Origin of the sequence: Siccirubricoccus phaeus (assembly GCF_008360935.1) — a bacterium.
Classification (GTDB): Bacteria; Pseudomonadota; Alphaproteobacteria; order Acetobacterales; family Acetobacteraceae; genus Siccirubricoccus; species Siccirubricoccus phaeus.
In genome coordinates, this window is the sequence record NZ_SRXO01000029.1 from 74,782 (window position 1) to 83,667 (window position 8,886).

Here is an 8,886-nt window from a genome sequence, read left to right on the forward strand (position 1 = left end):
GATGTGTTCCCCGCAGGCGCGGGGATGAACCGGCTGCTCGGCGCGCCCACCACCACCGGCAGCAGTGTTCCCCGCAGGCGCGGGGATGAACCGGTTGGCGCGCTGCCTCGGTGGGCGATTGTCGCGTGTTCCCCGCAGGCGCGGGGATGAACCGCCTTGGCTCGCCTCCTGCCGCAGGAGGCGCCCGTGTTCCCCGCAGGCGCGGGGATGAACCGATGCGATCTCCTGCCAGTGCAGCTCCGACACCGTGTTCCCCGCAGGCGCGGGGATGAACCGGGATCATCACCCGATCTATGGTTCAGGCTCATGTGTTCCCCGCAGGCGCGGGGATGAACCGGCCGAGCTGGCCCGGCCGAAGAGCGGCCGCCAGTGTTCCCCACAGGCGCGGGGATGAACCGTATGCGACGACGTCCCGCTGCCGCGCCTTAGTGTGTTCCCCGCAGGCGCGGGGATGAACCGCAAATGGTGAATGCCATCGCTATCCTCCGTCCGTGTTCCCCGCAGGCGCGGGGATGAACCGGCAACATCGACGCCGGGCCGGAGACCTGAGCCGTGTTCCCCGCAGGCGCGGGGATGAACCGGCGATATGTTCGGCGGCTCGCCGCCGGGCCTTGTGTTCCCCGCAGGCGCGGGGATGAACCGGAGGACCAACGGGGAAACGGTCTTCCAGCCGAACCGGGAAACAGGAGTGAGATGCCGGGGGCGGCAGACTCAAGGGTTCAAAGGGCCTTTCGGCCCTTTGCGGAGGGAGTTTGAGGGGTTGCGGCACTGCCGCAACGAGCCTCCCTCAAGTGGCGGCGCCGAGCATTGCGTAGGCGAGGGTCTCGGCGCCCGCGATGAAGTCCGCCTTCTCCATCGCCTCCTGCGGATTGTGGCTGCCATGCTGGTTGCGCACCAGCAGCATCGCGCTCGGGATGCCGGAGAGGCAGTACATCGCCGTGTCATGCCCCACGGTGGGGATGCGGCGCGTGCCGTGGCGCAGCCTGGCGGCGCTGGCTTCCAGCTTCGCCATCAGGCCGGGGTCCAGCGCCACGGGCGGCGTGCCCACTTCCGGTCCCAGCTCGAAGCGCACGCCGCGGCGCGCCTCGATCGCCGCGACGGTGCCGAAGAGCAGGTCGCGCGCCGCGGCGATGACCGCCGCGTCGGTGCCGCCGCAATTGAAGCTGAAGCGGATCTCGCCCGGCACCTTGGTCATGGCGTGCTGCGCCGGGTCGGTCGCCACCTTGCCGATGGTGAAGACGAAATTGTCGTCGCCCGCGGCGATGCGCGATTCCCAGAAGCGGTCGAATTCCAGCACTAGCTCCGCGAGGGCGGTGACCGCGTCGCGGCGATAGGCCCGCGGCACGGCGGAAGCATGGCCGTACTCGCCGAGGATCCGCGCCTCCGGAAAGCGCAGATTGCCGCGGATGCCGGTGGCGATGCCGAGCGGGAGGCCGGCGCCTTCCAGCAGCGGCCCCTGCTCGATATGCAGCTCGAAGAAGCAGGCCAGGTCCTGCGGTCCCAGCACCGCGCCCGGCGCGCCGGGAATGTCCAGCGCCGCCATGTGCTCGCGCAGCGTCCGGCCGCTGTCGAAGCGGCGCAGCCCGCCGATCTCGGCCAGCGTCGAACGGCCCAGCATGAGCCGCGCGCCGAGATAGGCGGTGGCGAACCAGGGGCTTTCCTCGCCGCGCATGGCGATGGCGTGCAGCCCGCGCCGCGGCCTCGTGCCGCTGGCCTTCGCCGCCGCCAGTGCGGCCAGCGCCGCAACGGTGCCGGCCAGCCCGTCATAATTCCCGCCCTGCGGCACCGAATCCAGATGCGAGCCGGCGCCGACCGAGGGCAGGGACGAGTCCTGCCCCGGCCAGCGGACATGCAGATTGCCATAGGGGTCCGCGACCGGGGCCAGCCCCCGCGCTTCCGCCCAGGCGATCACCGCAGCGGCCGCCTGCTGCTCGCCCTCGCCGAAGGCGGCGCGGGTGATGCCGGGGCCTTCCCGCGTGGCGTCGCCGATCGCCTCCATCAGCGCCCAGGCCGCCTCGGCCTCGGCGCGGATCGCCGCCGCGAAATCGCTCATGCCTCCCCCTTGGCCTCGCACCCCTCCTGGCGAAAGGGGGACATGGTCGCCAGCGCCGCCATTTCCCGCTCCATCGCCGGCCGTTCCCGCGCCAGGAAATCATCCACCGCGCGCCGCAGCCCCTGATGCGCGATCCAATGCGCGGAATAGGTGGGGGAGGGGAGATAGCCGCGCTGGATCTTGTGCTCGCCCTGCGCCCCGGCCTCGACGCGCGGCAGCCTGTGCTCGATGGCGAAGTCGATGGCGCGGTAGTAGCAGAGCTCGAAATGCAGGAAGGGCGCATCCGCCACGGCGCCCCAATTGCGGCCGTAGAGCGCCTCCGCCCCCAGCAGGTTCAGCGCGCCCGCCACCGGCTCGCCATCCCGCTCCGCCACCATCAGCACCACGCGGTCGCCCAGCGCCTCCCCCAGCATCGGCCAGAAGCGCTGGGTGAGATAGGCGCTGCGGCCCCATTTCTTGTCCGTGGTGGCGCGGTAGAAGCGGTGGAAGGCCTGCCAGTGGCGCGGCGTGATCTCGTGGCCTCGCAGCGTCTTCAGGGTAAAGCCGCTGGCGGCGGCGTCGCGCCGCTCGCGCTTCACCGCCTTGCGCTTGCGGCTGTTCAGCGCGCCGAGGAAGTCGTCGAAGCTGGCATAGCCGCGATTGTGCCAGTGGAATTGCGTACCGAGCCGGCGCAGCCAGCCCGTCTCGCCCAAGGCACGCCATTCGGCTTCCTCGCAGAAGGTGATGTGTACGGAGGACAGCCCAAGTTCCCCGCAGGCCTGCACCAGCGCCTGGCCCAGGGCCTCCGGCCTCAGCCCGCTGCCCGGCCGTACCAGCAGCCTTGGCCCAGGCACCGGGCTGAAGGGGGCGCAGATCTGCAGCTTCGGGTAATAGCTGCCGCCCGCCCGCTCAAAGGCATCGGCCCAGGACCAGTCGAAGACGTATTCGCCCTGACTGTGGCTCTTTGCATAGCAGGGCGCGCAGGCGAGGAGCTGGCCGCCGGGGCCGCGCAGCGCGAGGTGCTGCGGCAGCCAGCCCCGGTCCCCGGTGGCGCTGCCGCTGGCTTCCAGCGCGGCCAGGAAGGCGTGGCTGACGAAGGGGTTCCCGCCGCCGGCGCAGGCATCCCAATCCGCTGCCGCAATGTCGGTGATGCGCGGATGCAGGGTCAGGGTGAGGTCTGGGGCGCTATCGGGCATCGCCCGCAGCATGTGCACCGCAGCATGGTTAGGGCAAGGGCGGAGCGGCCCTGCTCCGGCCTAGAGCGGGATCGGTTGAGCTGCGCTCACCCGCCCCGCTCTAGCTCATTGTTCGGTCGCGTGATTCACGGTTTCGGTCGATTCGACCTCAACCGATCACGCTCTAGGCGAATTCGAACATCCCCTCGACCTCGACGGTTGCGTCGCCGGGCAGGGAGGGCACGCCGATGGTGGTGCGGGCATGCCGGCCGGCATCGCCGAAGATGGCGACGGCAAGGTCCGAGGCGCCGTTCATCACCACCGCGTGCTGGGTGAATTCCGGCCCCGCCGCGATGAAGCCGCCCAGCCGCACCACCCGGGTCACCCGGTCCAGATCGCCGATCGCCGCCTGGAGCTGGGCGGCGAGGTTCACGAAGCAGAGCCTGGCCGCCTGCTGCGCCGTCTCGATCGAGACGCCCGCCCCCACCTTGCCGGTGAAGACGATCTTCCCGTCCTGCAACGGGATCTGGCCGGAGATGACGACGAGCTTCCCGGTGACGTTGTAGGCGACATAGTTGGCGATGGGCGCCGCCGGGGTGGGGAGGGCGATGCCGAGTTCGGCCAGCTTCGCCGCGATCTTTCCAGCCATGGCGTGATCTCCTCACCGACGGGTGCAAGACTCAAGGGTCCAAGGGCCTTTCGGCCCTTGGCGGGTGGGGTCCGGGAGAGGGTCGCGCCGTGAGGCGCGCCTGGCGGCGCGACGCCCTCCCATGGAGTCCAGTGTCCCGATTCCGCAGTCCTGCGGACTTCGCTCTCGGGCCACTGGCTTGTGGTTTCAGTGGCCTGCTTGTCCGCTGCGTTCGCTGGAAATCCAGCGACCTTCGCGGGCAGGACACTAGCTCACCAGCTTCAGCGCCCGCCGCCTTCCGCGCGGGCTGGCCGCCGGCATTTCCGGCAGGTCGAGCGGCAGCAGCGGCGCCTGCTGCGCGGCGCTGCCCACCGCGTCGCCCAGGCAATCCTCCTCGCTCGGCTGCGGCAGGTCCCGCCGGCCGAGATAGTCCAGCGCCAGCCGCCGGAAGGCCCAGTCCAGCACCGAGGTGGCGCGGGGGATGGCGGGGTCGCCCTCCACCATGCCGCAGGGGCCGAAGCGGGTATAGGCGAAGGCCTCGACATACTCCGCCAGCGGCACGCCCTGCTGCAGGCCGAGCGAGACGGCATGCGCAAAGGCATCCATCAGGCTGCGGAAGGCGGCACCTTCCTTGGAGAGGCTGAAGGCGACCTCCAGCAGCTTGCCCTGCTCGTCCTCAGCGGTGCGCAGCGCCACGCGGTGGCCGCCCACCGAGACGTGCAGCGTGGTGCCGGCATGCCGCCGCAGCGGCGCCTGGGATTTGGGCGCCGGCCGGGCCCAGGGGCGCGCAATCGCGGGGAGGGCGACCGGCGCCGGCGGGGCGGCGTGCAGGAAGGGCGCCACCGCTTCCCGCATCGCGTCACGCGCCAGCTCGGAGACCGGCGCCAGCAGGGCGCCGACGCGATCCGGATGCAGGCGGGTGGCGAGCATGGCGGCGCGGGTCGGCACCTCCGCCCAATGGGAGGAGCCATCGCCGGCCTCGGTCAGCACCGGGCGGGTGGAGCCGGGGGCGGGGGCGATGCCGCCCGTCTCGGCGCCCAGCAGGGCCTCCACCGCATCCGGCAAAGCGAGGGCCAGCAGCGCCTGATGGCGCAGCCCGGGGGCGGCGGCGGCGGCATCCAGCGCCGCGCGGGCGGCGGCGGCCAGGCCCGGCACCGGCGTCGCCGCCGGCGGCATGGGCCAGAGCAGCGCCACCGGCTCCCGCGCCCCGAGTCGCGCGGCGATCCGGCCGCTTTCGGCCTCCGCCGCGCCGCGGGTCAGGGCGGCGATGCCGGCGGCGGTCGCCCGCGCCTCGGCGCTGTCATAGGGCAGGCCGAGCCCGGCCAGCAGCCCGGCCAGATCGGCGAAGCCCAGCCGCAGCCGCTGCGCGCGACCGCCGGAAAGCGCCTCCAGCGCCCGCACGCCCAGGGCGCAGGCCTCGGCATAGCCCTCCAGGTCGAAGCCGCCCTCCGGCTCCAGGAAGGCCGGCAGGTTGAGGACGAAGCGGGTTTCCCGCCCGCCGGCCCAGGCCTCGGCGCCGGCGCTGCCGCGGCGGGTCAGCAGCAGGGCGCGCAGCCCTTCCGCCAGATGCCGGGCGCCGGCCTCCTCCAGCAGGCCGGATTTCCGGCCGGCGGCGAGGACGCGGCGAATCCAGGCCTCGGCGGCGCCGGGCAGGCTGGCGGGGCGGCTGGCCGGCGCCAGGGCGGCCAGCGCCGCGGCGGCCTCCGCCTCCCATTCCGGCGGCAGCGCCACCGGGCGCGGCTCCGCATCCGGATCCGCCGCCGCACGTTGGCGCCGCAGCGCCAGACCATCCCAGAGAGTGCCCTGATAGCGTCGCATGGCAGGGATGCTAAGGCCATCCTCCCTCTGCATCTAGGGGGCAGGCGGGGTTCATACCGCAATATCCTGTGGATATGCGGGCGGGCCCCTCGGCCCCGGCGGGCCGGCCCGCGCCCCGTCGCGCGCCCTGCTTTGCGCGCCGCGCCGCAGCATGCGATACCGCCCCGGATGGCCCCTCCCTGGGCCCCTTGCCGAGGAGCTCCATGTCCTTCCTGCTGCGCCTCACCTCCAGGCTCACCGGCCGCCAGGTCGGCACCGACCGCTTCGGCAATGTCTATTTCGAGAGCCGCCGGCTGCAGCCCATCTACAACCGCCCCCGCCGCTGGGCGATCTACGCCAATGGCGGGCGGGAACCCACGGTGGTGCCGCCGGAATGGCATGCCTGGCTGCACCACACGGTGCCCGAGCCGCTGCCGGAGCAGAAGCGCTACCCCTGGCAGAAGGAACACCGGCCGAACCTGACCGGCACGCCGGAAAGCTACCGCCCGGCCGGCCATGACTATGTCGGCGGCCGGCGCCAGGTGAGCGGCGGCGATTACGAAGCCTGGACCCCGGGCGCCTGAGCGGCATGCAGGGGCGCAGCCTGGCGGAGGTGGCGACCGGCGCAGTGGTGCTGGTGGTGGCCGCGATATTCCTGGCCTATGCCGTGCTGCATAGCGGCCGCGGCGCGGTGGTGGCGGAAGGCATGCAGCTCCGGGCGCGGTTCGACCGCATCGACGGCATCGCCAACGGCGCCGATGTCCGCATCGCCGGCGTCAAGGTCGGCACCGTCACCAACAGCCGGATCGACCCGGAGACCTTCGGCGCCGAGCTGACGCTGCGGGTGGACCGCAGCCTGCGCCTGCCGGACGACACCTCGGCCGAGATCACCTCGGAAGGGCTGCTGGGGGGCAAATACGTCTCCCTGGTGCCGGGCGGCAGCGAGAAGACCCTGGCCGATGGCGGGCGGATCACGGAGACGCAGGGCTCGGTCAGCCTTGAATCCCTGCTGGGGCGCTTCATTTTCTCCGTCACGCAGATGAACACCTCCAACGCCCAACAGCAGCAGCAACAGCAGGATGCGCCGGCGACGGGCGGCGGCGGCAGCGCGCCGCGATGAGCACGGCGGCCCCCGCCACCTGGCCGGGCGCCGATGGCGCGCCGATCTCCTGCCGGGAGAAGCTGAAGGTGCTGGCGGAGAATCACAACGAGCTGGCGCAGGTGATGCGGGACGCCTTCGAGGATGCGGTGCTGATGGGGGTGGATGAGGCGGCGATGCGCGACATCCTCACCCGGCTGGTCGCCGAGCTGCCCAGCCCGAAGCGGCGCGGCTAGGGCCTGCCGGGCAATGGGTATCGGGCCGGTCCTGCGGGGGGCCTCCACGGCCGGGGTGCCGGGATGGCCGGGCCCCGCGGCGATTGCCGCGGCGCCGGCGCCGCCTGGCCGGGCGCACCGCCGGCCTCGCCGGCGCGGGGGCCTCTCCCCGGGGCGTGCGGGGCTGCTGCTGGCGGCGCTGCTGGTCTTCCCGCTGGTCCTCCGCCTGGCCCCGGCGGCGGCGCAGGATGGCGAGGAATGGCAGCCGAAGCGCACCGCCGAGCTGCAATTGCTGGACAAGGTGACGGCGCGGATCTCCGTCCTCCGCGCCACGGTGGGGCAGCCGGCCAGCTTCGGCACCCTCAGCATCAACATCGCCGCCTGCAACGCCAGGCCGCCGGATGAGGTGCCGGATGCCGCCGCCTGGATGGAGGTGCGGGACAGCCGCCGCCCGGCCGAGACCCAGCTCGTCTTCCGCGGCTGGATGTTCGCCAACAATCCGGCGGTCTCGATGCTGGAGCACCCGGTCTACGATCTGCGGATCCTCGAGTGCAAATGAGCCACGCTGCTTCCTCCGCCGCGGGGCGGGGAAGGGCTGGGGTAGGGGTGTGAGCCTGCCGCTGCGCCGGCCGGCCGGTCGCCTCCGCGGGCCGGGCAGGGCTGGAGGCGCGGATGGTGGCTGAAACGCACCCCCACCCCAGCCCTCCCCCGCAAGGCGGGGGAGGACGGCGCGCGGCCTTCCCCGTCTCCGACCATTGCGACGGGCAGCGCTTCCACAACGTGCATGACCGCACGACGAAGACGCTGCGCGATGTCTGGCGCTGGCGCCGGACCGCGCAGCCCATCCCCTGGCCGCGCCGGGTGGAGGACCCGCCGCAGCCGCCGCCGCCGCGCCTCGGCGCCGACCGGATCGCCGCCACCTTCATCGGCCATGCCAGCTTCCTGGTGCAGCTCGGCGGGCGCTGCGTGCTGCTGGACCCGATCTGGTCGCCGCGCTGCAGCCCGCTGCGCTTCGCCGGGCCGCTGCGGGTGCGGGCGCCGGGCCAGGCGCTGGAGGCGCTGCCGGGCTGCGACCTGCTGCTGGTCAGCCACAACCATTACGACCATCTGGACCTGCCCACGCTGCGCCGGGTGCGGCAGCGCTGGTCGCCGCCCGCCGTCACCGGCCTCGGCAATGCCCGGCATCTGCGGAAGGCCGGCATCCAGGGGGCGCGGGAGCTGGATTGGTGGCAGAGCGCGGAGGTCGCCGGCCTCCGCATCACCTATGTGCCGGCGCAGCATTTCTCCGCCCGCACGCCCTGGGACCGCAATTGCAGCCTCTGGGGCGGCTTCGTGCTGGAGGCGCCGGGGGCCTGCGTGTATTTCGCCGGCGATACCGGCTGGTGCCCGCATATCGCCGAGATCGCGGCGCGCTTTCCGCGCATCGACCTGGCCTTGCTGCCGATCGGCGCCTATGAGCCGCGCTTCTTCATGCGCACCCAGCACATGGACCCGGCGGAGGCGGTGGAGGCGCACCGGATCCTGCGGCCGCGCCGGAGCATCGGCATGCATTTCGGCACCTTCGCCGGGCTGACGGATGAGGCGATCGACGCGCCGGAAGCCTGGCTGGCGGAGGCATGCGCGCGGCAGGGGGTGACGAATTTCACCACCCTGCCTTTCGGCGGCACCTGCACCCTGAGCAGCGCGACCGCCGCCGCGGCGGGCTAGCCCATGATCGGCCTGAGCGTGCACGCCGGAGATGGGCACGAAGCCGCGCCAAAGGCGCTGGCCTGAATTAGGAGGAAATGGGGGCTTTGCCCCCATGCCCCCAGCAGAGGGCGCTGCCCTCTGCACTCCCGCCGGGGGGTGGACCACCCCCCGGACCCCGGTGTGAGTCGGCAGGTTCAATCGTCGGGTCTGAAATTCAGACCGGGGTCCGGGGCCAGGGCCTGGCCCCGGCG

At 72.6% G+C, this 8,886-nt stretch carries 9 protein-coding genes and 1 CRISPR repeat array (1 of these 10 only partly in view); of the genes, 5 read left to right on the forward strand and 4 right to left on the reverse strand.

Translation table 11 applies throughout. From position 1 onward, the window contains the following. Positions 1 to 642: direct repeats of the CRISPR family, unit length 29 nt; unit sequence GTGTTCCCCGCAGGCGCGGGGATGAACCG (it extends 241 nt beyond the left edge of the window). 145 nt (positions 643 to 787) lie between these two features. The 4 genes from E5N76_RS26805 to E5N76_RS26820 form a co-directional block, all read right to left on the reverse strand. Beyond that, positions 788 to 2,053, reverse strand: a complete 1,266-nt coding sequence (locus E5N76_RS26805; protein WP_149541017.1) for a hydantoinase/carbamoylase family amidase — start codon at positions 2,051 to 2,053, stop codon at positions 788 to 790. Next, positions 2,050 to 3,228, reverse strand: a complete 1,179-nt coding sequence (locus E5N76_RS26810; protein ID WP_149541019.1) for a GNAT family N-acetyltransferase — start codon at positions 3,226 to 3,228, stop codon at positions 2,050 to 2,052. Before E5N76_RS26810 ends, E5N76_RS26805 begins: the two co-directional genes overlap by 4 nt. A gap of 163 nt (positions 3,229 to 3,391) precedes the next feature. Continuing rightward, positions 3,392 to 3,856, reverse strand: a complete 465-nt coding sequence (locus tag E5N76_RS26815; RefSeq protein WP_149541021.1) for a RidA family protein — start codon at positions 3,854 to 3,856, stop codon at positions 3,392 to 3,394. Between the two features lie 246 nt (positions 3,857 to 4,102). Next, complete coding sequence (locus tag E5N76_RS26820; RefSeq protein ID WP_149541023.1) at positions 4,103 to 5,653, reverse strand: TSCPD domain-containing protein; 1,551 nt, start codon at positions 5,651 to 5,653, stop codon at positions 4,103 to 4,105. Positions 5,654 to 5,856: 203 nt separating this feature from the next. Here E5N76_RS26820 and E5N76_RS26825 point away from each other — a divergent pair, with 203 nt between their 5' ends. The 5 genes from E5N76_RS26825 (at position 5,857) to E5N76_RS26845 (ending at position 8,653) form a co-directional block, all read left to right on the forward strand. Next, entirely contained in the window at positions 5,857 to 6,216 is a 360-nt protein-coding gene (locus tag E5N76_RS26825; RefSeq protein WP_149541025.1) for an NADH-ubiquinone oxidoreductase subunit NDUFA12 family protein, read from the forward strand. 5 nt (positions 6,217 to 6,221) lie between these two features. Then, positions 6,222 to 6,752, forward strand: coding sequence for an outer membrane lipid asymmetry maintenance protein MlaD (gene mlaD / locus E5N76_RS26830; RefSeq protein WP_149541027.1), 531 nt, complete (start codon positions 6,222 to 6,224; stop codon positions 6,750 to 6,752). Continuing rightward, positions 6,749 to 6,967 carry a hypothetical protein gene (locus E5N76_RS26835; RefSeq protein WP_149541029.1) on the forward strand — a complete coding sequence of 73 codons (219 nt, stop codon included), beginning with the start codon at positions 6,749 to 6,751 and terminating at the stop codon, positions 6,965 to 6,967. The genes mlaD and E5N76_RS26835 overlap by 4 nt, the downstream gene beginning before the upstream one ends. Positions 6,968 to 7,022: 55 nt before the next feature. Further along, positions 7,023 to 7,505, forward strand: a complete 483-nt coding sequence (locus tag E5N76_RS26840) for a DUF2155 domain-containing protein (RefSeq protein WP_235907904.1) — start codon at positions 7,023 to 7,025, stop codon at positions 7,503 to 7,505. Between the two features lie 116 nt (positions 7,506 to 7,621). Further along, positions 7,622 to 8,653: an MBL fold metallo-hydrolase gene (locus E5N76_RS26845; protein ID WP_207792122.1), complete on the forward strand. Its 1,032-nt coding sequence runs from the start codon at positions 7,622 to 7,624 to the stop codon at positions 8,651 to 8,653. Positions 8,654 to 8,886 lie beyond the last annotated feature (233 nt).

What these genes read in the sequence shown, in the direction of transcription:
- E5N76_RS26805 (WP_149541017.1), bottom strand. Translation starts at nt 2,053, where the DNA reads ATGAGCGATTTCGCGGCGGCGATCCGCGCCGAGGCCGAGGCGGCCTGG.
- E5N76_RS26810 (WP_149541019.1), bottom strand. Translation starts at nt 3,228, where the DNA reads ATGCCCGATAGCGCCCCAGACCTCACCCTGACCCTGCATCCGCGCATC.
- E5N76_RS26815 (WP_149541021.1), bottom strand. Translation starts at nt 3,856, where the DNA reads ATGGCTGGAAAGATCGCGGCGAAGCTGGCCGAACTCGGCATCGCCCTC.
- E5N76_RS26820 (WP_149541023.1), bottom strand. Translation starts at nt 5,653, where the DNA reads ATGCGACGCTATCAGGGCACTCTCTGGGATGGTCTGGCGCTGCGGCGC.
- E5N76_RS26825 (WP_149541025.1), top strand. Translation starts at nt 5,857, where the DNA reads ATGTCCTTCCTGCTGCGCCTCACCTCCAGGCTCACCGGCCGCCAGGTC.
- mlaD (WP_149541027.1), top strand. Translation starts at nt 6,222, where the DNA reads ATGCAGGGGCGCAGCCTGGCGGAGGTGGCGACCGGCGCAGTGGTGCTG.
- E5N76_RS26835 (WP_149541029.1), top strand. Translation starts at nt 6,749, where the DNA reads ATGAGCACGGCGGCCCCCGCCACCTGGCCGGGCGCCGATGGCGCGCCG.